General features: G+C 40.3%; 23 protein-coding genes. 9 read left to right on the forward strand and 14 right to left on the reverse strand.

All coding sequences use genetic code 11. The features are described from left to right. The first annotated feature begins 177 nt into the window (after positions 1–177). Positions 178–783, forward strand: a complete 606-nt coding sequence (locus tag A6749_RS09480) for a trimeric intracellular cation channel family protein (RefSeq protein ID WP_066388601.1) — start codon at positions 178–180, stop codon at positions 781–783. A 214-nt stretch (positions 784–997) separates the two neighbouring features. Here A6749_RS09480 and A6749_RS09485 read toward each other — a convergent pair whose 3' ends face one another. From A6749_RS09485 to A6749_RS09500, 4 genes are all read right to left on the reverse strand, one after another. After that, positions 998–1,789 carry a J domain-containing protein gene (locus tag A6749_RS09485; protein ID WP_066388604.1) on the reverse strand — a complete coding sequence of 264 codons (792 nt, stop codon included), beginning with the start codon at positions 1,787–1,789 and terminating at the stop codon, positions 998–1,000. Positions 1,790–1,945: 156 nt separating this feature from the next. Next, the gene (locus A6749_RS09490; protein ID WP_066388606.1) at positions 1,946–2,389 is read right to left on the reverse strand and encodes a hypothetical protein; all 444 of its coding nucleotides are present in this window, start codon (positions 2,387–2,389) and stop codon (positions 1,946–1,948) included. A 74-nt stretch (positions 2,390–2,463) separates the two neighbouring features. After that, positions 2,464–3,489, reverse strand: coding sequence for a DUF3231 family protein (locus A6749_RS09495; RefSeq protein ID WP_066400903.1), 1,026 nt, complete (start codon positions 3,487–3,489; stop codon positions 2,464–2,466). Positions 3,490–3,776: 287 nt separating this feature from the next. Further along, positions 3,777–4,640, reverse strand: a complete 864-nt coding sequence (locus A6749_RS09500; RefSeq protein WP_066388607.1) for a metal-dependent hydrolase — start codon at positions 4,638–4,640, stop codon at positions 3,777–3,779. A 224-nt stretch (positions 4,641–4,864) separates the two neighbouring features. On the opposite strand from A6749_RS09500, the gene A6749_RS09505 reads away from it, so the two are divergent. After that, positions 4,865–5,206, forward strand: a complete 342-nt coding sequence (locus A6749_RS09505; protein WP_066388609.1) for a zinc ribbon domain-containing protein YjdM — start codon at positions 4,865–4,867, stop codon at positions 5,204–5,206. Positions 5,207–5,359: 153 nt separating this feature from the next. Here the strand turns inward: A6749_RS09505 and A6749_RS09510 are convergent, their stop codons facing one another. Together A6749_RS09510 and A6749_RS09515 are read right to left on the reverse strand one after the other, a co-directional pair. Continuing rightward, positions 5,360–5,563, reverse strand: a complete 204-nt coding sequence (locus A6749_RS09510; protein ID WP_066388611.1) for a hypothetical protein — start codon at positions 5,561–5,563, stop codon at positions 5,360–5,362. 168 nt (positions 5,564–5,731) lie between these two features. Next, on the reverse strand, positions 5,732–6,478 hold the full coding sequence (locus A6749_RS09515) for a DUF4253 domain-containing protein (protein WP_066388613.1): 747 nt from the start codon (positions 6,476–6,478) through the stop codon (positions 5,732–5,734). A 380-nt stretch (positions 6,479–6,858) separates the two neighbouring features. Here A6749_RS09515 and A6749_RS09525 point away from each other — a divergent pair, with 380 nt between their 5' ends. Next, on the forward strand, positions 6,859–7,464 hold the full coding sequence (locus tag A6749_RS09525; RefSeq protein WP_236719778.1) for a peroxiredoxin: 606 nt from the start codon (positions 6,859–6,861) through the stop codon (positions 7,462–7,464). A gap of 434 nt (positions 7,465–7,898) precedes the next feature. On the opposite strand, the gene mgrA is transcribed toward A6749_RS09525, so the two are convergent. Next, positions 7,899–8,888, reverse strand: a complete 990-nt coding sequence (gene mgrA, locus A6749_RS09530; RefSeq protein WP_066388616.1) for an L-glyceraldehyde 3-phosphate reductase — start codon at positions 8,886–8,888, stop codon at positions 7,899–7,901. Between the two features lie 239 nt (positions 8,889–9,127). Then, on the reverse strand, positions 9,128–11,323 hold the full coding sequence (locus tag A6749_RS09535) for a beta-N-acetylhexosaminidase family protein (RefSeq protein ID WP_066388619.1): 2,196 nt from the start codon (positions 11,321–11,323) through the stop codon (positions 9,128–9,130). A 450-nt stretch (positions 11,324–11,773) separates the two neighbouring features. Between A6749_RS09535 and A6749_RS09540 the strand changes: the two genes are divergently transcribed. Beyond that, entirely contained in the window at positions 11,774–12,865 is a 1,092-nt protein-coding gene (locus A6749_RS09540; protein ID WP_084797747.1) for an AI-2E family transporter, read from the forward strand. 72 nt (positions 12,866–12,937) lie between these two features. On the opposite strand, the gene A6749_RS09545 is transcribed toward A6749_RS09540, so the two are convergent. Further along, positions 12,938–13,549 carry a TetR/AcrR family transcriptional regulator gene (locus A6749_RS09545; protein WP_066388621.1) on the reverse strand — a complete coding sequence of 204 codons (612 nt, stop codon included), beginning with the start codon at positions 13,547–13,549 and terminating at the stop codon, positions 12,938–12,940. A 253-nt stretch (positions 13,550–13,802) separates the two neighbouring features. On the opposite strand from A6749_RS09545, the gene A6749_RS09550 reads away from it, so the two are divergent. Together A6749_RS09550 and A6749_RS09555 are read left to right on the forward strand one after the other, a co-directional pair. Continuing rightward, positions 13,803–14,558, forward strand: coding sequence for an SDR family NAD(P)-dependent oxidoreductase (locus A6749_RS09550; RefSeq protein ID WP_066388626.1), 756 nt, complete (start codon positions 13,803–13,805; stop codon positions 14,556–14,558). Positions 14,559–14,650: 92 nt separating this feature from the next. Next, positions 14,651–15,916, forward strand: a complete 1,266-nt coding sequence (locus A6749_RS09555; protein WP_066388637.1) for an MFS transporter — start codon at positions 14,651–14,653, stop codon at positions 15,914–15,916. Positions 15,917–16,038: 122 nt separating this feature from the next. Here A6749_RS09555 and A6749_RS09560 read toward each other — a convergent pair whose 3' ends face one another. Beyond that, positions 16,039–17,658 (reverse strand): MDR family MFS transporter, encoded by a 1,620-nt coding sequence (locus A6749_RS09560; protein ID WP_066388639.1) that lies wholly within the window; start codon positions 17,656–17,658, stop codon positions 16,039–16,041. Beyond that, on the reverse strand, positions 17,655–18,110 hold the full coding sequence (locus A6749_RS09565) for a MarR family winged helix-turn-helix transcriptional regulator (RefSeq protein ID WP_066388641.1): 456 nt from the start codon (positions 18,108–18,110) through the stop codon (positions 17,655–17,657). Before A6749_RS09565 ends, A6749_RS09560 begins: the two co-directional genes overlap by 4 nt. A gap of 282 nt (positions 18,111–18,392) precedes the next feature. Here A6749_RS09565 and A6749_RS09570 point away from each other — a divergent pair, with 282 nt between their 5' ends. The 3 genes from A6749_RS09570 (at position 18,393) to A6749_RS09580 (ending at position 21,853) form a co-directional block, all read left to right on the forward strand. Further along, positions 18,393–20,300 carry an FUSC family protein gene (locus A6749_RS09570; RefSeq protein ID WP_066388644.1) on the forward strand — a complete coding sequence of 636 codons (1,908 nt, stop codon included), beginning with the start codon at positions 18,393–18,395 and terminating at the stop codon, positions 20,298–20,300. A gap of 190 nt (positions 20,301–20,490) precedes the next feature. Further along, positions 20,491–20,841: a hydrolase gene (locus A6749_RS09575; RefSeq protein ID WP_066388645.1), complete on the forward strand. Its 351-nt coding sequence runs from the start codon at positions 20,491–20,493 to the stop codon at positions 20,839–20,841. Positions 20,842–20,983: 142 nt separating this feature from the next. Next, positions 20,984–21,853, forward strand: coding sequence for an SDR family oxidoreductase (locus A6749_RS09580; RefSeq protein WP_066388646.1), 870 nt, complete (start codon positions 20,984–20,986; stop codon positions 21,851–21,853). A gap of 91 nt (positions 21,854–21,944) precedes the next feature. Here A6749_RS09580 and A6749_RS09585 read toward each other — a convergent pair whose 3' ends face one another. The 3 genes from A6749_RS09585 to A6749_RS09595 all read right to left on the reverse strand — a co-directional run bounded on the left by A6749_RS09585 (position 21,945) and on the right by A6749_RS09595 (position 23,987). Continuing rightward, entirely contained in the window at positions 21,945–22,448 is a 504-nt protein-coding gene (locus A6749_RS09585; RefSeq protein ID WP_066388648.1) for a DinB family protein, read from the reverse strand. An 82-nt stretch (positions 22,449–22,530) separates the two neighbouring features. After that, entirely contained in the window at positions 22,531–23,148 is a 618-nt protein-coding gene (locus A6749_RS09590) for a hypothetical protein (protein ID WP_066388650.1), read from the reverse strand. A 479-nt stretch (positions 23,149–23,627) separates the two neighbouring features. After that, a complete protein-coding gene (locus A6749_RS09595; protein WP_066388652.1) occupies positions 23,628–23,987 on the reverse strand; it encodes a hypothetical protein in 360 nt (119 codons plus the stop codon). Between the last annotated feature and the right edge of the window lie 158 nt (positions 23,988–24,145).

Genomic DNA, 24,145 nt, shown 5'->3' on the forward strand with positions numbered 1-24,145 from the left:
AACGCTCAGAGGAATATTCTCTGGGCGTTTTTACCGGTTTCTGAAAAACTTACACGTCCAAAAAGATCTTGAAAATATAGTTGTTTTTTACCGAGGAAGTGTTAAAATCATACTGTTTGCACTTTAATTAACTTGTAAATACAATGTATTACAGCATAGAGGAGAAAGCAGAAGAAAATGACGTGGGAAGTACTTAGTATAATTGGCACCATTGCCTTTGCTGTCAGTGGCGCAATTGTGGCAATGGAAGAGGAATATGATATTTTAGGTGTTTATATTTTAGGAATTGTTACGGCTTTTGGAGGGGGGGCCATTCGGAATTTGTTAATTGGCGTCCCCGTTTCGGCATTATGGAGTCAGGGGTTACTATTTCAAATTGCTTTATTATCCATAACGGCGATTTTTCTATTTCCAACAAATCTATTAAAGCATTGGCAGAAGTGGGGAAATATGTTTGATGCGATTGGGTTGTCCGCCTTTGCAATACAAGGTGCTATTTATGCTACAAAAATGGGCCACCCGCTCAGCGCTGTCATCGTTGCCGCCGTCCTTACCGGAATCGGCGGCGGGATTATTCGTGACCTGCTTGCCAAACGAAAACCAATTGTTCTCAGAGCTGAGATTTACGCCGTTTGGGCCATCGTCGCCGGAGTCATCATTGGTTTAAAAATAGCCGTTGACCCTTGGCAATTATATACCCTGTTTGTGATAGTAACCGGCTTGCGTATTCTCTCGTATACATTTGATTGGAAGCTGCCTGTCAAACGGCTGAGGACATATTAAAAATCGACGATAGGTTCGTCGCTTTTTTCCCTTCAGTTCACAATGGAAAAAGAGACCATCCTTTTGGGTGGTTTTCTTGTTTTCTAGAACGTTTTTCCCGGAAGAAATAAGCGCTAGTTTCACGCATTATTCCGACAAAATTCTAGCTGTGCCAGCACTCGTATCCCCGGTAAAATGAACACTTGTTTTCGAACAAGCATCTCCTTTTTACTCATTATCCCTTCATACTATTTTTATAAACATCATATTCAGTTTTAATATAATGAAAGGCCTCTGCGCTTCCGCCGTGGTCGGGATGTGTTATTTTTAAAAGTTTCTTATATCCTGCTAAAATCTCTTTTTGACTAGCGCTTTTGGAAAGTCCTAATTTTTGCCGATAATCATTTGGTTGAAGCGGAAGTTGAGTTCCCCGCGGCTGTTTACGCTCTTTGTAATGTCCTTTAGCAAGTTCTTCTTTTAATTTTAATAATTCGTTACGCAAATCCATATTTTCCCGCAATAATTTCTTAGTTTCGTATTGTAGTTCCGTTTTTTCCTTCTCTATTTTCATCATTTCTTTTTGTAATTTATCTCGTTGTTGAATTAACGAATGGATGGAAGTCTGATGAAGCTGCTCAATTCCTTTTATTTGCTCATCCTGTGCTTTTATCTTTACTTTTAATTGGCGAATCATGGGATCGGAATCTTCGGGAACATGGTCGGAACGGCTTATTTTAGCTCCATTAGATATGTACTCGATTTTGCGGGTTTGCAGCCCTATGTTTTCCACCTTTCCTTCACTTATCCAACGCTCGACAATTTGCATCCCCATACTTTCGGCTATACCAGCGTCTGTTAACATGCTCATGGCCTGAACTGTATCATGAAACTTGTACCCTGATTTGTTCTGCCCTTTTCCCTCAAATGTAATCTTCCTTTCACGAAGCCACCGTCTTACAGTTAAAATACTCTTTTCCTCTGTAACCCCTGCATCCATTAACAATTCATAAGCTTGATCAGTGTTCACACGGATCTCCCTTCCCTCTTCATTAATATGTTTTATATTAAATGAGGAAAACCATAATGTGAATGGATAAAAAAGACTAGAACGTGAAGCAGGGGGACGGTTCTTCTGCACATACATAAAGCGGAAGAACCAAATCAATCTTCCTAAGCGGTCCAATCATCTCATTAAATATTTAATAAATGCTCCAACAGCTAAGCCTGGTACCACACATAATATCGGAAGCCAAACAGGTCCAAATAATATCCCAAATAAGCTTAAATGTGATGAAAAGATACATCCAACTGTGACAAAATATGCCGAAAAGACAAATGGTAGAAATGCGTACTTTTCTTTTCCTCCCCCTGCATCTTTAAACGCATCCCACATTGCAAAAAAATACAAACAGGGATAAAACATTAACCATTGATAATCAGTATGTTCGATCGCTTTTTCAATCTCCCCATGAAAACTCAAAATAATTATTTCATTAAAATTTGCCTGAACATTAATAAGAACTTCCAAGAAGACAAATACAATACCTTTTAACGGTTTACCATTTAGTAGTTGACTGAATCCCGGAAGTGCAATACTCCATAACAACGCTTCTTTTTTGTTCGCCACATTGTCCTATTCCTTTTCTATATTCTTTTTTCAACTGGCTTGTTTAATGGAGGTTCTTTCATTCCATTTGATTGTCATTCACTTCGATCGAATGCTCTTGGCGGTGATTCCATCCATCCTTTATCAATTAAGATATTCGCACCATCATCAACAAATAGGCCGACGTTAGTCACAGTTCTTAAATATAATGTACTTATATCCCTTCTTCCATTTACTGCAAGTGAGTTCCCATACGACCTAATTTTCATGGAAAACATGTCCACTTTATGAAATAACATGATTTTATCGGAAAAAGGAGGATTGGTTGATGTTGTCACCAAATGGTCTATGTATGACGGTGTTGATAAGTTTTCTTTATGAAGCTTTTCAATAAATTGCTTCACCGCTTTATCGGTCATATCTAAACCTCGTTTAAACAAAGCTTTTATTTTCTCGTCCTTAACCGTCTGATAAAATCCCAATAATAACGCTTTACTTGTTATGTTATTTTCAATGTTATCGTAAAGGTGGACGATTTCCATTGCATGCAGCGGTCTAACATCCCCAAACCAACCATTAAGAAAGTTTTGTTTATTAATAAATTCTGGTTTTTCAGGTGTAGGAATAATTGGAGGCTTAACAATTAATTTCTTTTCCATTAAAACATTATTAATTTGTCCCAATAAGATATCGGTGCATTGATTTGCATAAACGAAAAATTCTCTAATATCCTCCCTCATTACCAGCGGAATGGCAACGGAATATAGGCTGATACCGGCCTTAGCCGCATATTTTATATATTGTACGTAAAAATCATCTTCGTATAAACGTGGGGCACCAAGATTTACATCATCTTTTGAAAAACCTACAGGTATAGGGAAATTTTCCCTCTTTAAGATTCCCTCTATCCTTTGCAAGAAATCTTTACTTAACGCTAAACCATTTTCCAAGATGGTCCTAATATACTCATCCTCACAATGTTGAAGAAAATAAGATAAGATTTGACTAGACATACTGTTCCCCATATAAGTAACCCAAAGTTTACCCATTTCAACTGTTGTTAATGGCTGCGATGCGTCTAATTCTTTTGTACTTAAATTAATCGGTTTCATTATATCCATTGGGTTGATAATATCCAATTTAAAAATCTCCTTATCATTTTTGTTTAGAATTAGTTTTTAATTACATTTTTATTCCACTGACTTGTCCCGTTCATTGTAGTACGCCACTTCGACTAACTCCTGTTTTTATGAGAAAATTTCTGCAGTCTATTATGCAAACAAAAATGACCAGCAAATTAGATTAATTTGCTGGTCATTTTATATTACATTTTGTTATGTTTACAACAGGAAACGGAACCCGTTAGCTGGTTACACTTCACTTTGCAGCCTATGACTTGAAAATTTAATTAGCGGGTAATGTATTCATAAAGAAAGGATTGGCCGTTGCGATAGAATCTTGGGTCGTAAATACCGAGTTGCTTACCGTCATCAATGACGACTACAAAGGGTGACCATTGGTAGAGAGTTTTGGCTTTCGGGCTTTTTGAAAATAAATAATCTAGATCTGCATCCTCTTTGGATTGGAGGACATACTGAGTCTTCTTAGGTTGAAATATTCCGTCTTGAAAAATGGTGACGGTTCCTTCCTGTTTCGCGATGACTTGAAAGGTAGTAGGAATAAAACCAGCTGATAAGGCAATTTGCTCATAATCCTGATTGTATTTTTGATAGAAATAATAGCCTTGCACACTTTGCAGGATAACATGAAGAGCCATTAAGACCCACGCTACTCGAAAATAATAGGGTCTCTTCATGACCTTCTTCCTTGATAAATAATAGCAGCTGCCAATAATTACCCAGAAAACAAAATCAATAATCGAGATGGTACCAAAGGTAATTCTTGTCTGAGAAAAAGGCTCAAGATAACCCGTTCCCCAAGCATTAAATAAATCACTTGTATCATGAATCACTACGGCAAGCCATCCTAGAAAAAATAACCGCCTGTCCCTAACTTTAAAGACAAGCATGCATACCACATAGAATAATAACGCCCAAATCGGTGTAAGAAAAATTGAATGGGTAATGCCGCGATGCCACATTTGATAAAGCCCTTCTGAATCCCAAAGTTGAGAAATCACATCACTATCAGGAATCTGGCTGGCTCCTATGGCGGTGAATAAATAAGCTCTTTTTGTTCTTCGATCCATCTTGTCTTTATGAATGGAACTATATAACGAAAGTCCAAAAAGTGTATGGGTAATCGTATCCAAAGCTACTCCTCCACAGATCATGAGGTTTTTTTAAAGCGTCTCCACCCACCTTAATTCGACATAATCAAACGATTTCCTTCCTTGATAAAGGGATACAAATAATTCTATCCATCTACAACAAAACCCGAGCGGAGGATTACTAAGCCAAGGCAAATTCATATTGCTGGATAATACTAGGGGGATAGGTATAATTTGATATAGAACGTATGAAAGGATTGTGAATGATGAGTAACTTGCCGAATTGCCCAAAATGTAATTCACAGTATACTTATGAGGATGGGAGCCTGTTGGTATGCCCGGAGTGTGGCCATGAATGGACGCTAACCGCAGCAGCTGAACAGAGTGACGACCAAAAGGGGATCACGGATGCCCATGGAAACGTCTTAACGGATGGAGATACTGTAACGATCATCAAAGACCTCAAAGTAAAAGGAAGTTCAACTGTCCTTAAACAAGGCACCAAAGTAAAAAGTATCCGGTTAGTAGACGGAGACCACGATATCGACTGCAAAATCGAAGGCTTCGGCGCCATGAAGCTAAAATCTGAATTTGTCAAAAAACTATAGATGCCAGATGCCAGGCACCTCCAGTTACTCCTCCCTTTAGGCAGGAATATTTTGGATTAAAAGAAGTGCCATAACCCGCAAAAAGACTGACCCAATAGAGCCGTCCTTCAACGGTCTTTTGAGTCAGTCTAGTGTTTGTCGTTTTTTGATGTTTTAATTTAATATGTCTTGAACCTTTAATTCAAGTGCATGAATAGATGCTTCATTAAGCTTATTTTTCGGATGTGGATGGAACCAAAGAATCTCTCTATCTTTTAATAGGCCGGCAAACTTATTGCCTTTAATGTTTACTTTAAACTGGTGACATTCATGGATATGACCTTTAAACATTTTCTTTACTTCAATATTTTTAAACATTATCATAACCTCCCGATTCTAAAAACATAACTTAGAACTTATAAGTGCTATGCTGTTGTTAATAACTATAACTTTTATAAATGAGAATTCGATGAGGTCAAGATTAAAATTTAATGAGAAATGGTCAATGATATCGACCCATGCAGATTGGTGTCAGGCACCGCGTTTTTAATCCCACCAGAAATACCATATGGAAGAATTCATAAGTGTGCCTGCAAGCGAACCAACGGATTCAACCCCTTGCCAAACAATATCAGGACAAAATCCAAATTGCTCCCAAGCAAGCACTTCCGACTGTTGCTTTGTCCTAGGAGGGTTCTCAACGAAAAATTCCCAGACGTCCTCGGTTACTAGAGCTGGGAACGCCCCATATTGTTCATACCAGTATTGGAATACGGCAGCCTGCTCTTCTGGCATAGGACATTCATTAAACCCGCCCATCGGAACCCAAGCAGCTGCTTCCCAAGGTTTAACCGTTGGAATCTTTGCTACGATTACTTTCTTATTTATTACTTCTTCTATAGATAAGAAATGGCTTATTGGTTCCTCAAAGGAAAACTCGCCTGCAATATCATCCTCTTCTTCGTCCTCGTCAGCGGTCATGACATCATCAAGCAGGGTCCTTAATAATTTTGTTGCATCAACATCCTTCGATTTAGATAAAATGGTCTCGCGATCATCGGTCGAAAATTCCCTCGCTTCGGGATCAACGATTTCTAACATCCTCTCCGAAGGAATTATGATAAGTGGCGTATATCCTTCCTTTTTGCCTTCAATTAAGGCTTGTTGGTACCTCCTCATCACATCTTCAGCATTCCTTTCCTCCATAACCCAACAGTCGCAGCCCAATTTAGCAACGATATCATCAATAAAATCTTTTTCTTTCTTGTTCTTGAATTTATCAAAAAATCCCATGCTCTCCATCTCCTACAAGATTAAATAAATTTTATAGATAAATTCGATACTTTTTACTTATTTCCTTTAAAAAAGAGCGGTACAGAATTTAATATCAGCCTGTATTTAAAAATAAGACAGAATTAACGCTACAAAAAAATAGATTCGATGATATTATCGGCGAATTTTTCGTATATATCGGCGAAACGGGGCCATTTATCGGCGATATTTTGTTTTTATCGGCGCAAAGAGCAAATTTATCGGCGAATCGTAAAAACAACCACTTCTATAAAACCACCCGCAAAAAAGTACAACACACAATAGGCTCAATGGGACAAAAACCCGGACATACAATAGGTATGGAATGACTTGCACATGCATGAAATGAGGTGGAATGTTCAATGTCCAAGGATAGAATAGAAGATTCCCGACTTTCCTATTGTGCACTGCCTACGGAGGCGGCGCCCTTATTTACCGCAGAAGCTTACGACAAAGCGGAAAAGAAAATCAAACAGGTAAGTTTGGAGAGTTATCGTGGAAAATGGCTGATTTTATTTTTTTATTCGAGTGATTTCACCTTTGTCTGACCGACAGAGCTGGCAGCGGTCGCTGCTATTTATGATCAGTTACGGTATCTTAATTCGGAGGTTCTGGCGATTAGTACGGACAGTGTTTATTCCCATAAAGTATTTGCGGAGATTTCCCCATCGGTGTCAAAGGTGCAATTCCCTCTATTAAGCGACCGGACGCAGGCGATCAGCAAGGCCTACAGGGTCTTCAATGAGAAGATCGGGGCTTCGTACAGAGCAACCGTCATCATCGACCCCGAAGGAATTATTGCTGCCAAACTGCTATACCCGCCGGAAGTGGGACGAAATGTGTACGAGATAATGAGAATTATTCAGGGAGTCCAATATGGCAGAAGCACAGGAGAAGGGGTCCCCGCCAACTGGATCCCCGGCCAGCCCGGAATCATAAGGGATCCAAAGAATATTGGGAAAATCTAATAAGGAAAGTACAAGCGCCCCGGTGTCAGGCACTCAAAATCAGCGGTGCCTGACACCCATATCCAAGATTATTGTCAGTTCCATTGACCCAAAAGGTGATAATTCCTTAATGCAATGGGCTTCCTTTGACCAAAATAGTGATAAATCCTCTAAAAAGGGTAATGCAATATGGTTCCTTTGACCAAAATAGTGATAAATCCTCTAAAAAGGGTAATGCATGCTGGTTCCATTGACCAAAATAGTGAAAAATCCTCTAAAAAGGGGAATGCAACGGGCTTCCTTTGACCAAAATAGTAATAAATCCTCTAAAAAGGGGAATGCAATATGGTTCCATGGACCAAAAAGCCGAAAAATCCTTTAAAAGAGTTAACTTAGAAGGATGATTCATTTTTTCACACAAAAAAGGATGCCCCTTGGACACCCTTTTCGTTTAACTATTTGAGAATTTTATCTATCCTCTTTAGCTCGTCATGTGTGAATTCTAAGTTATTAAGAGCAGCAACATTTTCTTCGATTTGGCTTACTTTGCTGGCCCCGATGAGGACTGAGGTTACTTTACCACCGCGCAGTACCCAGGCAAGCGCCATTTGTGACAGACTTTGGCCGCGCTCTGCAGCAAGTTCATTTAATTTTTGCACTCGTGCGACTACCTCAGGTGTGATTTCATTTTCCTGAAGGAAACCTGTTGGCTTTGCTGCACGGGAATCGGCTGGAATACCCGTTAGATATTTATTGGTTAACAAGCCCTGCTCAAGTGGACTAAAGACAATCGACCCCACCCCATTTTCCTCTAACACATCCTGCAGACCATCTTCAATCCATCTATTAAACATAGAATAATCTGGCTGGTTAATCAGCAGTGGCGTTCCCAGGCTATTTAGAATTTCAATTGCTTGAGCGGTTTGTTCGGCACTATAATTTGAGATTCCGACATACAAGGCTTTGCCTTGGCGAACGACGGCATCCAATGCTGCCATGGTTTCCTCTAATGGTGTATTAGGATCAGGACGGTGAGAATAGAAAATATCGACATAGTCTAAACCCATGCGCTTTAGGCTTTGGTCTAAACTTGAAATCAAATATTTTCTAGAACCCCAGTCTCCATATGGCCCTGGCCACATATAGTAGCCTGCCTTCGTGGAGATCACCATTTCATCACGATAGGGGGCAAAGTCTTTCTTAAGTACTTGTCCAAACATTTCTTCAGCAGACCCAGCTGGAGGACCGTAATTGTTGGCTAAATCAAAATGAGTGATGCCTAAATCAAAGGCTTTTCTTAACATGGCACGTCCATTTTCAAAGGAGTCCACTCCACCAAAGTTATGCCAAAGTCCTAGTGAAACGGCAGGAAGCTGTAGCCCGGACCGGCCGCTTCGATTATACTTCATAGATTCATAACGATTTTCTGCAGCTTGATACACCATTGTTTCAGGCCTCCTTTTAGTAAAATGTATACTTATTCATAAACGATTACTAAAGAATACAAAGCAAGTGTATCCTTTACCCGCCAACCACCAAAAACTCAAATACTATTAGTATATTATGCCATTTTTAATATCATAGCGAAATGGCAAAGTTACCAAAAAGATTGCATGACACATGGATAGGTTCCCTGTCCCTCTTAAAACCCAAAGGGACAAGGTTCCTGTCCCCTTGTCCCTTTTTAATGATCTGCTGGGGGTGTGATGAGCACCTGTCCATTTTCTATGAGGACCTTGGCTCCAATTACAGCGTGTAGATCAAGCCAGTTTCTTTCCATCCAATTGCTATTATGGATACTTAAGACATAGCCGTTGTCTGGGATGGCGGAATTATTACCGCCCCTCTTCACCACCACGCCTTCCTCTACGGTTACTTCATAGCCATATGGATTGGTTCGAGTTGTCTCTCCATGCTCAGGTGTGTATAAAATCAGCTGATCTGCTCCCCGCTTTGTATTAATGCCGTCCAGCTTTCTTGACTTTACATTTTGCCCCCAAATACCTTGTACAAGGAACGGTCTTAGCGCAGTCTCTCCAATTTTTTGCGGAATCGCATCAATTTCTTGCAACAGGGACTTTAATCGTGCTCTGTATTGTCCAGCTGCCTCAGTCTCATTATATTTCTCAGCGACCAAAGCTTTCACAGCCAGCTGACCGGCTTTCCCGTACAGTTCAATCTTCTCTAAATACGGCTTGGTTTCATTTAGGAATTTCTCATTTCCCAGGTTTTGACGCAGTCTTTCGGGCGCCGTTTGTAACTTTTCAAATTCAGCAAGGAGCTTATTGGCAGCCTGTTCGGTATCATCTGCCTCATAGGCCTTCCAGAACTCTTCAATCAATGGCGTTAAGGTCAGCGAATCCTGGTCATTAAGCGTTGACGAATAAGAATTCTCAGCAAATGTCCGCAAGGCATCTGCTGCCTTTCCGCCAAAAGACTGAATACTGCGCTCCCACGAATCAATCGGATGATAGTCGGCTGGATTCCAGCTGTAATCAGCGATCGTATATAGTGGGATTTTTGAAGCTTCTGCCTCATTCATTGGATTCGCTGTTAATCCTACGACACCGTTTTTGGTTAAATCAGCATCTCTATGATCGAGCGGACCGAGGAATATTCGATTACGCTCAAAATCGTTCACCGGATAATTATCCCATAGCAACAAATCATGCTGAAAAATGTCTCGTACCTTCTGTGCTTCTTCAGCTGTGATCTGCTTAGAAACCACATCCTGACCCGTCCACATAACAATCGTATCCTCATCAAGCAAATCGGCAAAGCGCTCCCGATAGGTGTTTGATTGATTTCCAGCATAATCCGTTGGAACCGTAATCAACCGTTCTCCACCCTTATGTGTTCCAAGAAATTCTTTTGAAAAACGATTCAACAGATAGGCATGCGCAGCTGCTATTGGATCTTCCTCTTCACCAAATCTAGTTTTATCCTGTTCGCAATATAATGTTTTATTAATATCATCGAGGAAAATGGCATAGGAGCGTACGCCTAAATCCCACATTTTTTCCATCTTCTTAATCAATAAGTCAAAATCTTGATTGCCCGAATAGCAAATAGATTGACCTGGTGAAAGGGAAAAAGTAAATTTCACATGGTTTTCCTGTGCCTTCTCGATTAGCTCGGCTATTCTTGCCAGCTCTTTCTCCGGATAAGGCTCCCGCCAATTTTCCCTATGATATGGGTCATCCTTGGGTGCATAAATATACGTATTCAGTTTATTCTCCCCATAGAATTCCAATTGATTTAACCGATCCTCATGTGTCCAAGGCGGGCCATAAAATCCTTCAATCGATCCCCGGATAGGCATTTCTGGCCAGTCACGGATTTCTACCTGTGGAAACCAATCCCTGCCTTTTTGTTTTTGGATCAATTGTTTAAACGTCTTGGCCGCATAATATGTACCTGTCTGATCTTTTCCAGCCAGGATAATTTGGTTCTTCCCTTTGCTGCTTGATGCCAGAACATATCCTTCCTTCTTCAATGCTTCCGGACCTTCAATACCCATTTGGTTCAGCACTTCTGCGGCAGCTTGATTTTCATCTGGGCCGCCAATCCAAATCGTAACAGGTGTTTTGACCTGCTTATTGTCGTTATAGCGGATAATTTCCTTTACCTCCGCAGCTTCTAGGGCACCAACCACCTCTTTAATCGCGTATTCATCGGTGTCCTTCCCTGTAACAATTCCCACTTTTGGTGTAAGAGGAAAACCATTATCTGTCAAGTGGACCTCCTGTGGCGTTGGGTTCATAACTGGTGTGACTTCACTGGCAGCTGATGCTTTATTTGCCCCATAGATCATAGGAACACTTAATAGTAAACTAGTAGACATGACCAGCGCCTTTTTCCAAAAAGTTAATCCAATCATCCTTATCGACTTCCTCCATTTAGTGTGTTTTTTTCAAAATATTCATCGACTTCCTTGTTAATGGTTAAGTTTTCGGGTACAACACCCCCTTGATAATTTTTTTTATGGTTGGCTACTAGATTTCTTTTTGAAAAATAAAAATGGCATGGAAAACTAGCGAGTGCATTCCCGCTTTGTTTTCCATGCCTAGTATCATCTAGTAACATGAAACCAATTATTTACTATTTATACTAAAGCGTTTACATTTGGGGGTCAACATATTTTAGAATAGTCAGTAATATAGAACCACAATGGAATGATAATTGAGTAAATAGGCCCATAGATCACACGGTCAGCGAGTTAGCATCTTATGATAGATCATAGCTCCTGCAGCCCTATACATAGCACTAGCCGCTCGTAAATGGTAATATTATTTTTAAAACATGATCCAAAGAAAGCAGGTATGATATAGTGTCGATAGTAGAAAAAAGATGGTTTAAAGGGATGATTGCCATCCTGTTATTTTTGTTAATTTTGCTTTTGTTAAATAAAAATCAGTATATCCTAACTCCAATTGTGGTTTTGCTTAAAACCATCTTTTTACCTTTCGTAGTAGCGGGGATATTGTTTTATCTATGCCGCCCGCTGGTAGAATGGCTTATAAAAAAGAAAGCTCCCAAATGGGCAGCCATTTTGACCGCCTATGCTGCCATCTGTTTATTTTTCTTTGGTGTGATCAGATTAGTTGGCCCGATCATCACTGATCAATTAGAACGATTTATGGATAATGTACCGGCCATGTTTTCTACCGTGAATGATTTCATTGCCTATATTAAAGAGAATCAGAACACTTTTCCGAATTTTGTTCAAGAGGGATTGGTAACCGCCAGTGAAGAAATACAATCTAGGCTGGAAGCAAGTGGAGGAAAAATCGCAAGCGGGATTCTTGGTATTTTCAGTTTTATCGGAGGTTTTATTAATACCGTCTTCTATCTTGTGCTGGTCCCATTTATTTTATTTTATATGCTAAAGGACAGTCATCGGTTTGCGCCGAGTGTGGCCATGTTTTTCCCGAGGTCTAAAAAGGAACATGTTCTTCGCATCTTAAAAGAAATGGACAAGACGATTTCTACCTATATTCAAGGTCAAATGCTTGTTAGTGTAATTGTCGGCGTTCTGTTGTTTATCGGCTACTTATTGATCGGCTTAAATTATTCCCTTGTTTTAGCGATGTTTGGTATGTTTACAAACGTCATCCCATTTCTTGGGCCATACATTGCCGTCATCCCTGCCTTTCTTGTTGCCTTATTTCAAAAACCAATTTTGGCGCTTTACGTAGCCATCATTATGTTAGTCGCACAGCAAATCGAAGGAAATATCATCTCGCCAAATATTATGGGGAAGTCGTTAAATATCCATCCAGTAACAATTATTGTGTTGATTTTAACAGCGGGAAATCTCATGGGGATTATCGGAGTCATTTTCGTTATCCCGGCTTATGCGATCGTAAAAGTACTGGTTGTAAATATCGTCAAAATTTATCGAGCAGATCCTGAACAATAAAAACATGAGGAGGCTTTTTCGCCTCCTCACTTTTGTAACGTACTTGAAATGCCCCAACAGGGAATGTATTTGTTAAATCTTCGAGGGGTAGTCAGTGCAAAACTGGCGCATAACGGTTTCCGTTGAAACCTTGATTGGATGGACTCCTCTCGCATTCCACAATGTGAGACCTTGAGAGTAGGAAAGATAATAAATCGCCAGCTCCATTGGATCCCCCTCTATAAAAAGTCCCTCTTTCTGCCCATTCTTAATGATTCGAGCGATTCCCTCCATGGATATCTTATATTTCTCAATGAACTCTTGTTTCTCTTCCTCTGAAAGGAATTCGGATTTAAGTGCTTCCATCACCAAAAGATGCCGATCGATGGCTTGCTCTAATGATCCTGAAAAAGTAATGTCCGTAAGCCATGCGAGCTGGTCCCGGGATGTCCCCTTTCGATTTTCCGCTTCCTCCACCGTTTCAATAAACAATTGAAGGATATTAAGAATCAGAGAAACATACATATGCTTCTTTGATTGAAAGTAATGGTAAAACAGCCCATGGCTGATATTGGCTGTTGATGTAATGTCACTAATCTTAGTGGCTGCATAACCTTTCCGGGCAAAAACCTTCAGGGCTGCATGGCTAATTTCCTCATACCGTTGATCTCGTATCATTTTAAATTGTTCTTCACTCTTCGCCATTTCTTCATTCCTCACTTATCTAGCTATGTTCAATAGAATGGCACCGACCTGGCAATGGATGCCTTATTAAAATCATAACATCTATTATAGCATTGTTTATCTTCCTTTATCAGCCATTGTCGTTGAAACAAATACTGGACTGAGTTGGGTTTATTTTCTATATTTTTTTGATTGACTTATCAGTCAACGTTGTATACTATGAAAATGCTATTAAGATTAACACTATAAAAATGTTACAAAGGGGATATGTCAGATGAATAGACTTCAAGGGAAAACCGCCATTGTTACAGGCGGAGCAGGCGGTATTGGCAAAGGAATTGCAACCGCTTTCGTCAAAGAAGGGGCAACCGTGGCCATTATTGATTTAAATGAAGAAGCCGGAAAGCAAACGATTCAAGAGCTGCAAGCCTATCAGCCGGAATCGATCTTTATTCAAGCCAATCTAGCTGAGCATGACAAACTAGCTGATCTAGTTAAACAAGTGGTGGACCGATTCGGAAAATTGGACATTTTGGTGAATAATGCCCATGCATCCAGAATGAGCTCTATTGCCGAAACGACACAAAAAGAGTTCGATTTATCGTTTAATACTGGATTCTATCCAACCTTCTATTTTATGCAAGCAGCACTGCCTTTCTTAAAAGAAACACAAGGAACCATCATTAATTTTGCATCAGGGGCCGGCATTAATGGGGACGTGAATCAAGTTTCTTATGTGGCGGCAAAAGAGGCAATCCGCGGCATTACTCGTGTAGCAGCTAATGAATTCGGTCCTTTTGGAATCAACGTGAACATTATTGCGCCAATTGCCAAATCACCTGGAATGGTAGAGTGGGCAGAGGCCAATCCAGAATATTACCAAGCAATGCTGGCTAAAATTCCGTTACGAAGACTTGGTGAAATTGAAAGTGATATTGGACGAACTGCTGTATTCTTAGCAAGTGAAGATGCTTCTTATATAACAGGACAAACAATCATGGTAGATGGCGGTTCCGTTAAATTACGTTAATGGCCGGCTAACTGGGGAAAAACACGACTAGTGAAGCCGTGCCTTTCCCCCCTTTATGACTAAATCAAGAAAGAACAAAGGGGAATTTTTTTATGAAGCAAGAAAAAAAGGGGAAAATACATTTTGCCTGGTGGGTATTACTAGGTCTATCCATCATGATTGGTCTTGCCAGAGGCGGCATTAATAATGCTGGCGGCATGTTTTTAACACCTGTTTCTAAGGATCTTGGAATTGGGATGGGAAGCTTAACACTGTATTTTAGTATCTCATCGATTGCGACCATGATCTTTTTGCCTATCGCGGGTAAAATGATGGCCAAATATGATATTAGGGCGCTTTTAATTGGCGCGATTATTTTACAAGCTGGTTCGTTCGCTATGTTCGGATTCATGAATTCCGTATGGGGCTGGTATATCTTTTCTATCCCTATGGCCATCGGTTCCATCTTTGTTGCACAGATGGCAGGCCCGGTTATTATTAACCGCTGGTTTAAAAAGCATAATGGTTTAGCTTTAGGGATTATGATGGCAGCGGTAGGAGCGTTTGGAGCCGTCATTCAGCCGATTGTTGGTGATTTAATCCCGACACAGGGCTGGAGAAACACCTATATCATCCTAGGAGTTACCGTGATTATCATTGTGATTCCGATTGTGCTGCTGACCATTCGAATGAAGCCTGAGCACAAAGGCTTGCTTCCGTATGGGATGGAGCATGGGCAAAACGAAGAATCCCAAACTGCTGCAGCCAATAAAGGCGTGACCTTCGCTGTTGCAAAAAAATCATTGGCATTTTATTCTTTATTATTATTCTTTTTCTTTATGACAGCGATTGGCAGCTTTGCGCAGCATATCGCTCCCTATGCAATGGGGATTGGGTATGATATTCAATTTGCCGGAAAGGTAATGGGCGCGTTTATGATTGGAATGCTGGTTGGTGCGTTGGCCTTTGGAGCATTAACCGATAAAATCGGGGCGAAAAATACCGCTATTTTTTCCATGATCAGCGGTTTAGTTTCCATTATTCTATTAATCATGATACCTGGAAATCCAGTCGTCTTCAGTTTCGCGATCGGTATTTTCGGATTTGTTACCTCTTCAATTGGAACTCTAGGACCTTTACTGACTTCGGCTGTATTCGGGACGAAGGAATATAGCCAAATTTTTGCCACGGTTGCCATCGGTCTAGCCTTAGCTGGAATTGTAGCCCTCCCTGGATACGGTTTTGTTTACGACATAACAGGAAGCTACACTCTTGTTTTATACACCATTATCATCATGCTCCTCATCAACATCGTGCTTGTCATTCTAGCCTTCAAAGGGAAAAAGAAGCTGGAAAACGCCGGGGTGTGGAACGAATAATAAAAAAATACCCAATTTGCGCATTCTGGCAAATTGGGTATTTTTTATTCTAACTAAGGCGAATAAGTACAACTATATAAAAGAGAAGTGCTGTTTAACCACTTCTCTTTTTTCCGACGGTGTCAGGCCCCTGAAGACTTTTCTGATTTCCGAGGCTGCTTTTGGTGATCCTTTTCCGATACTAATGGAACGGCTCTTAAAAATACTGCTATGACTACTGCTGCCAGCATAATGATGGCACCGGCCAAAAATGTCGAGGTGAGTGCATCACTAAAAACCTCCCTCACACTAGCAATCATCTTTTTGGCATATGGCAGGATTTCTGCTGGCAGCTGCTTTTGGATTTGTTCCAATTTTGGCTGATCCAATAATACTTGTGGATTCATCAGCTCACCAAATTGTTTTGCTTGTTCAGGCGGCAGCTGTGATTGCCCAGTCGATTGACCAGTATACATTTCAGTCAATCTTGATGCCATTCGCGAGCTCATGATGGTACCAAGAATCCCAATACCAATCGTACTCCCTAAAGAACGAAATAACTGGGAAGAGGCCGATGCTACACCTAATTGTCTTAATGGGACAGCATTTTGGACGGTTAAAGAAAAAACAGGCATGCTCGCGCCAAGTCCTATTCCGACAATACATAAGTATATAATTAATAGATAAATAGGTGTATCAATGGTAATAAAGTGAAGTAAGAATATGCCAATGGTGGTTGTAAGTAACCCAGCAATGGCCAGCCCTTTGTATTTCCCGGTCTTTGTCATCAATTGCCCGGCAAAAGCGGTAGCTAACACCATCACAATGGACATAGGCATCATAATATACCCTGAACCACTTGGTGAAATGCCTTTTACCCCTTGAATAAAAAATGGGGCATAAATCATCACACCCATCATTCCTGCTCCTAGTAAAAACCCTGCCATATTCGACATCGTTACGATATCATTTTTAAATAAAGACAGCGGAAGCACTGGGGATTTCACTTTTGATTCCGTTACAATGAAGGCGGCAAGTCCTATAATGGTTAAACCGAATAGACCAAGAATTTCCCATGAAGTCCAAGCATATTTCCCAGGTCCCTCACCTGCTAAGCTAAAAGCAAGCAGTAACGCAACAATGGTAATAGTCAGGAAGAAGGAACCAAGGTAATCAATCGTTTCTCCCTCTCTGCGTGGAACCTTCGGAAATAAGAACGCAATCATCATGAAGGCGATGATTCCAAGCGGAAGGAAAATCCAAAATACCCAATGCCAGTCCAGATGATCCACAACATACCCACCCACTAAAGGTCCAAGCACACTGGAAATTCCGAAGATGCCGCTCATCAATCCTGTCCAGCGGGCACGTTCTCTTGGAAGGTATAAATCACCAATGGCGGTAAAGGCTGTTGACATAATAACACCCGCACCGAACCCGGTAATACTGCGGTAAGCAATCAACTGGAAAATATCGGTGGACAGTCCCGACAAGAATGCACCAATCGTGAATAAACCGATACCTGCTAAAATGAACGGCTTTCTTCCGTATATATCTGAAAGTTTACCAACTAGAATAGTAGCAACGGTTGTCGTCAGCAAATAAATCGTAATGGCCCAGGTGTAATAATCCATGCCGCCGAGCTTCGCAATGATTCGCGGCATCGCTACCCCGATAATGGTTTGGTTGATCGCCGAGAAAAACATAGCGACCATTATGGCGATCATAATCGTGATTTTTTTCTTTTCTGTCAGATGAATCATGTATCGTACTCCTTTCGCAAATCGCTGATATTTTGGATGGCTTGCTCAAAGGTACCCATTAAAAACTCCAAATCCTTGTCAGATAAATGACTAAATACCTTTTTCATGGCCATCCTCCCTTCCTCTTGAAGTTCAGTGATGGCCTCCCTGCCTTTGCCTGTCATTTCTAAATAAACAACACGCCGATCTTGTTCGTCACGGATACGTGCAATATACCCATGTTCAATTAGCTTATCTGAAGCCGTTGTCACGGCCCCTGGAGTTAAATGCAGTAACTCGGCTACCTCGGACATTTTCTTTGGGCCATTTCGTTCAAGCAAAAATAAGATATGAGATTGCGAACCTGGAAACTGACGATTAAAGATGTCCTTCCAGATATAATTCATATCCCTGGATAGATTCCAATAAAGCTTAACGAATTGCCGAAAAATCTCATGATTAGTTGATGACAATTATGTCACACCTCCCAAAATTGCTTTAATAATAAAATAGTTTAATCATTAAAGTAATTTCAATTCTAAACCCTTCATGTAATTTTTGTCAATTAGTTATTTTTTTCTATTGGATGTGGTTAGATAAAACCTTGAAGTAATAAGGAGAGAATGACCCATAATAATAAAATGGGAGGAAATGCAAAAATACACAGTCTAACTTAAACCATTCAAACTATTTTACTGTTAAATGGTTTAATGTTAAAATACCCTTCACACACATCATAGGAGTGAATATACCTGGTGAATAAAAAAACGATTATTTCGAACACGATACTATTTGTAGTAATTGTTGCGTTTATAATCCTCTTTAGTACTGTTTTTGGAAAAGAAAATACCCTGATTGGGGTAACCACTATAACTGCCATGCTAATGTTATTGGAAAGGGACCTAACGAATAATCCCATAAGTAATACCCTAAAGCTGATCCTGTTAAATCTTGCAATTGGCATCGCTGCGTTTCTTGCGGGTATGAATATGTGGCTGGCTATTCCGGTCAATTTTACGATCATGATCGTGATCAGCTATTCTCTTATTTTCAATTTAAGAAACCCGCTGTATTTACCGTTTTCGCTACAATATTTATTTCTATTGGCCACCCCTGTTGGTCTACCGGAAATGCCGCTCAGGTTAGTGTCACTAATCGCCGGAGCCGTGGGTATTATGGTTTTACAAATGGTTGTCAACAAAAACAAAATGGCTAAAAATAGTTATACGAAAATCCAAGCAATTTGTAATGCCCTTGTGACAAAAATTGAAAAGATCAAAAACGAGGAAGACCACGAGGATCTGGACAAACAAATTGCCGCTGATATTAGTACAATCAGAAGCATGATTTACGATAAACGAGAAGAAGATTTCTATTTAACGGATGAAGGGCAAAAAAGTTTAAACCTATCCGCTTCCCTGGAAAGAATCAATCAATTATTGAATAAAGTAACGAAAGAGGAATCGGAGCATGAACTGCTCAATGACACAATTGACTTCTTACAGGCAGCAGCAGACAGCCTGGAGGACTCGAAGGATGTAACCATTAGAGAGATTAATGATTCTTTTTCACATATTTTTCGTAAGTATAAACAGGATGACAGCCATTCTTTAATTGTTTTACGTATGTTAAATAACATGGACTTTTTGCGAGATTCCTTAGTTTCTTTAAAATCACTTGAAAAAGAACATGTTAACATCGTAAAAAAAATGGAACAGATCCCAGCAAAATTTCAAAGGCTATCGTTATTTCAAGTACCTCGGCATACGAAATCGATTAAGGTATCTTATGCCGTTCGGATGGCTCTAGGCATTACCATTGGCAGCTTTTTGGTTGATTACTTCCACTTACAGGATGGCCGATGGATGCTGTTTACGATTCTTTCTGTCATTCAGCCAGTATACGAATTGTCGAAAAGAAAAATGCGTGATCGGATCTTCGCTACTGTCGTTGGTGCCATCATCGTTACCCTTTTGTTCACCATCTTCCAAGGTCATACAGCCCGAACGATCTTGATATTAATCGCTGGTTATTTAATGAGTTATATTAAAGAATATCGTTACAGTACGATTCTTGTGACGTTTTCAGCGATTGGTGCTGCTGCTCTTATTACCGGCACTACAGAGATCTTAACCTTGAACCGCATTATCATGGTCATCTGCGGGGTTCTTCTTGCTCTAATTATCAATAAATGGATTTTCCCTTATAGGATGGAAGATTCAATCCGGGACTTAGAGGAGATGAATCGAGATACAATTCGTGAAATGCTGCAAGAGGTCCATCAGAAATTACAAGGCACAGGCAATGATCATAGCATCAAGAATTTATTGATCATCGCAAACATGATTGAAAATAGAATGAAGCTGAATAAACAGGTTTCTGAGAAGGAATCAGGGAAATTAGGCAGCATCTATTTGGCGCCATCTGCCATCTATGAACTCTATTGCTGGATTGACAAATATGAAGTGAGTGAAGAAACTCGGCACTTTCTTTCCTCCACCCTTCAAGATATTACAAATCATCTAGCGAAGGGGCAATCGTTGAAAACAACCGTAGACCGATTGAAGCAGAATCTGAAAATAAGCCCTGACATCGAAGATCGCTTAATAGAGAGTTTACTGTTTGAGGTTGCTGCTCAACTAACCCCTGCATCGGATCGATGATATAGGTAGCCAAGGGACATTCCCCTTGCTACCGTTTTTTTTTAGGAGCACTTTGGAACATGTTAAACAAAGGATGAAATCAATTGTTCAAACAGAGCTAATAAGTGAAAAAGGCACATATTTCCAAACAATAAGATTATTCCTATCTATTCTGTGGTAAACCATACTAAAAGAAATAGGAGATGATCGAATGGAACAGCCAAAACAGAGCTACTATATTAATATTCAATCACATGAAATAGCATGGGACCCTTTCATTTCAGATTGGGATTTCAAAATTGAGGCGACGGACAGTCAAATTGCAGATCTCAAGCAATTGTTTGATGAAAACTACCAAACAGACTGGGAAAGCTTTATCCGCTCCCATGTTCCTTTCCTTGAATATCATCATGATCCGCAAAATACAGAATATGATATGCGAATGGTTGTCATTTACGCCATGCTCTATCAGCTCGGTGATTCCAGAACCCGCACCCATATCGAGGAGATGGGGATATTAAATGAGGACTTTTTAAACAGACAAAATGCACAATTTAAATAAATGGAGAGTTTTATAGAATGAGGCTCTTTTCTTTCATGCCACCTTCTAACTGGAGATGACGAACACAGCCCGTAGAAAGTTTATGACTGGAATATTTGGGTAGTTATAAACTATGATCTATTAAACTATGGGAGGAATCGAAATGAATTTAGAAAATCGTCAAAAAACGGGACAACCTGCCCAGCATCAAGATCGACAGCCAGGGATTACATCTAAGATGGACCCCCAACCTCTTGAAAACAATCCCTCCTATAAAGGCAGCGGGAAATTAGAAGGGAAAACAGCACTTATTACCGGCGGAGATAGTGGGATTGGCAAAGCGGTTGCGATTGCATTCGCCAAAGAGGGAGCTGATGTTGCCATTGTTTATAAGGATGAACATCAAGACGCAAGAGATACACAGGCCGAGGTACAAGAGAAAGGTGCCCGTTGTCTTCTCATTTCAGGAGATATCGGCAATGAGACCTTCTGTCAAGAAGCAATCCAAAAAACCGTAAATGAGCTAGGCGGTTTAGATGTTTTGGTTAACAATGCGGGTGAACAGCATCCGCAGCCAGGTATTGAGGAGATTAGCCCGGAACAGCTGGAAAAGACCTTTCGAACCAATATTTTTTCCCTATTTTACCTCACGAAATCAGCACTGCAGTATTTAAAAGAAGGAAGTACCATTATTAATACTGCTTCCGTTACAGCCTATGAGGGGAATGAACAATTGATTGATTACGCCTCAACTAAGGGAGCAATTGTTACCTTTACTCGATCGATGGCCAAATCGCTTGTGAATAAAGGGATACGCGTGAACGGGGTGGCGCCTGGGCCGATTTGGACCCCGCTAATTCCATCCACCTTTGACGAGGAAAAGGTGGAAAAGTTCGGGACAAATACCCCCATGGGACGCCCCGGACAACCGGCGGAACTTGCCCCAGCATACGTTCTACTCGCCTCCGATGACTCCTCCTACATGACAGGACAAATCATTCACATCAACGGCGGGCAATTTATTACAACTTAACGGTGGGACACGGGGACAGGCACCGTGTCCCCCTCTGTATGCTCCCTGGCTGGTGGCTGCCAAGCGGTGCCTGACACCATCACCCAATTTTTTACATCTGAGGTGCTTCCCGGCCGATCACCGCCCACTCCTCTTTCGACGGCCCATATATACCAGGTACTTGTAAACCGGCCTGACGCATTAGAATGGTCATTTGTCCGCGGTGGTGAATTTGATGTTGAATCATGAAAAATAATAGTTGGGAATTGGAAAATTGTTGTCCAAAGACGTCATGTACTTCCGTAAGACTTTTGTCAGTCCATTGACTTCTGAGTGCCTGACACAATGTGCTGCTTGCCGTTTGATAGCTGTCAGCGATAAATTTGGCTGAGGTTGGGACAGGGTAATCTTTATCCGGCAAGTCCAAAGATAGATTTGTTTGAGAGGCAATCACCGCAATCGCCGTTACACTATGCCAGGCGATTCTTCCTAATGTCCAATGTTCAGGGGTTACGGATTGGGATAAAGAATCATTCGTCAGCTGATTAAGAATTTTCTGGGTAACACCTGATTCAAATTCCCATAATTGATAAAAACCATCCAGTGTTTGAAACATATTTGACCTCCTTCTTTCAATCCCACACAAAATATATTCAGTTTTTTGTAAAAAAATCCCTGTTATCTTTTGAAAATAACTATTATTGTTCCCTGTTACCAACCAAGCTCAGTTCATTCGGTGCCAGTTCATTTGGCATTGATGCACAAGAACCGTCCCCATGCTTCCTTACATTTTTGGGGATTAGTTTGGACACATTGTCATATTTTCCTTCTTTTGTTGAATAGTCCTGGGCGTCCATTTTATATTCCATATAAGAGTAAGAGAAGAGTTTTCGTTCGACTCTGCCTTTTTCGCCAATGAGGGAAAACCATTTTTGACCTACATAAAAAGGGTTCATCAGCATGTGATCAATAATATGACCAATGCTGTCATTTTCCTTGCCTTGTTCAAATTTTGTTTTACAAGAAAGGGCCAAGATAAAGTAGTTTGTAAACTTATCCAATTCAAGCAATTCAAGATGGTAGTTTTTGTGCTGCTTTTGATTGAAGTCCTCCAGTACCGCTTTGATACTTTTTTCAATATCTATTTCATATTTACCGGCATCTCTCCAGGTCGATAACCGCGTATCAAAAATAGACATTGTCAAGATATAATGGGCTGAATAATGCTCGGGGGCAAATACTTCTTTTCCAACTCGCTTTTCATCTTCCGGTACAACAATAAACTTTTTATAATCAGCAAAGAAATTCTCGTTCATATCCTATACCTTCTTTCATAGCTTGATGGAATGATAAAATGGTTCTTTTTTTTCAAGTCGTTTGGAAATTTTGTCGTGGGGGAAAATCCATTGGCATTTTCATAGCGTAATTGTTTTATATATTCCGTAATGAAAATCAAAAATCCTGCTATTTTTCCTTAAAATTTACATGTCACATGGTTTTTAATCAAAAAGTCCTATTTGAACGATAGAATTATAGGATAAAAAATGAGGGAAGCTACAGCCATTCACTAGTCTTCGCTTGTTTTTGCCCAGCGGCTTCTGAAACCGGGGACTTCGGGGAAAATGCGGGGCTGATTTTGACCGCGCAGCTCTTAAAACCGGGAGCCTAGGGGAAAATGAGGGACTGATTTTGACCGTGCAGCTCATGTAACCAGGGTCTTCGGGTAAAATGAGTGCTGGATTTTGACCAAGCAGCTCCTGAAACCGGAGGCCCGGTAAAAATGAGACCTGATAAACTAACCATTTCTAGAACAACCGGCAGAGCCATCCTTATTTCCTCTTACGAAAATTTTTTTAACCAAATTGTAATGGGCAAACATCAATAATATATATACTTCAAACAAGAATATGGAATCAAAATCATAGTTTTCTTTTGTGATCTTATAATTAATGTCATCTAGTACTCCAACCACGATGCAGCAGCCAAAGAAATATACGTATTGCATAAGGGCGTACTGCCAATCTGCCCGTTCTCCCCCAATCGCCGCAATCAAGGCAAAAATTGCGACTCCAAAGAACCAGACACTTAATATGATGGTAAACACTAAAACTATAAAACGAAGAAATCCAAATAGATACAAAGCAAGTGTTTTCATAATCCGCCCTCCACAATCCTATAAAAATTAAACAGTATTAGTTTATTATGCCATTTTCCCCCAGATTACGAAATGGATAAGACTACATTAAGGGAGCAGGAGCCGACTGCCCATATTTAAGTTCAGGTCTATCATCCTATTGACTATAATTGAATTTT

The organism is Neobacillus mesonae (genome assembly GCF_001636315.1).
GTDB classification, from domain to species: domain Bacteria; phylum Bacillota; class Bacilli; order Bacillales; family Cytobacillaceae; genus Neobacillus; species Neobacillus mesonae.